This is a genomic window from Nocardia sp. NPDC060220, from assembly GCF_042727815.1.
Lineage (GTDB): Bacteria > Actinomycetota > Actinomycetes > Mycobacteriales > Mycobacteriaceae > Nocardia.
Map to the genome: position 1 here is coordinate 1 of NZ_JBHWZY010001317.1, position 1,236 is coordinate 1,236.

Annotated in this window: 1 protein-coding gene; it reads left to right on the forward strand. The window is 58.1% G+C overall.

The features are described from left to right. Positions 1–361: 361 nt before the first annotated feature. The coding region (locus ACFWF3_RS36370) for a porin PorA family protein (RefSeq protein ID WP_379318732.1) at positions 362–1,236 on the forward strand (875 nt) is incomplete at its 3' end.

Here is a 1,236-nt window from a genome sequence, read left to right on the forward strand (position 1 = left end):
GAAGTCGAGCCGGGGCATCAGCCCCGCAGCTGCGGCGAGTTCGGGGTCGTAGCGGTAGGTCATTCTCGCGCCTTCCCTCTGTGGTGATCGACGCGTGCCGTTACGACAAGTATGTCGCACGTCACGACGAGGCTATACAAAGATTGCAGTCGCTATACAACATGTCAAGGCACGTTCGGGATCAACTCCCCGTGGGCGCTGCGGCTGGATGCGCCATCGCCGACGTGTCGTCCATGTGGCCGAATATGTCGCCGCTTGCCTTGACTAATTGTATAGTGTCTGTAGTATTTGTTCATTCTAAAAATGAGATTTACACCACAATCGGCCCTGGGGCAGGAGTCAAGTCGGTGCGGAAGATTGGATGAATATGAACCCCAGTAGAGTGTTTACTGCGTTGTTTGCGCTGGTCGGAGTCCTCTTGATCGCCGGGGCTCTCGTGCTCCGACTCGGGGTTGAACCCAGAGTGATGCGAATCTCCTATGAATCGGGCGGCTCTGGGCGCTACATCGGCACTCTCGTTATCCCTGATGCAGATCCGGGAATCGGCGGTGCGACGAGCGAACTGGCGATCGAGGCTCAGGCAAGTGCAGAGGTGCTATCGCTGTCGGGCGACACCGCGATCGTGGAGACTCATACCGAAATATTCACGGTCCCAAGATCTTCCGAAGTTCCGATGCAAGTGGATCGACATATCTACGCAGTCAATCGTCAGGATTACGGCCAGGCGCCAGCGGTCGGCGACACCCTGGTCGAGGACCAGAGAGGCGCGTACGTTATTGGCTTCCCGCCAGACGCGAAGCTTGAACGCCTGTTCGTCTACGACAGCGCGACGCAACAGGCGCAGCCGCTGACCTTCGAGGGCACCACGGCACTTGACGGTCGCACGATGAACCGATTGCGAGTGGACGTCACAGCAGCGTTGAAGGATCCGGCTGTGCTCGAACAGGTCCGCGGCAGCTTAGGGCAGAAATTCGGTACAGATGGTACCGCTATCCCCAAGGCTGCCCTTGCGGTGCTCGGTGTTCCCGCAGCGATCATCACCCGCATGCCGGACCAGATCCCCGTTTCTTACATGCAACACACAGTGGCGGACCTTCTTGTCGACAGGAGGTTCGGCACCATCGTCGACACGAAACGAATCACAATACTCACCGCGAACATCGAGGTCGCCGGAGAGAAGCGGCCAATAACACTGTCAGCCACCACCGTTCAAGCTAGCGACGAGCTGGTTTCATC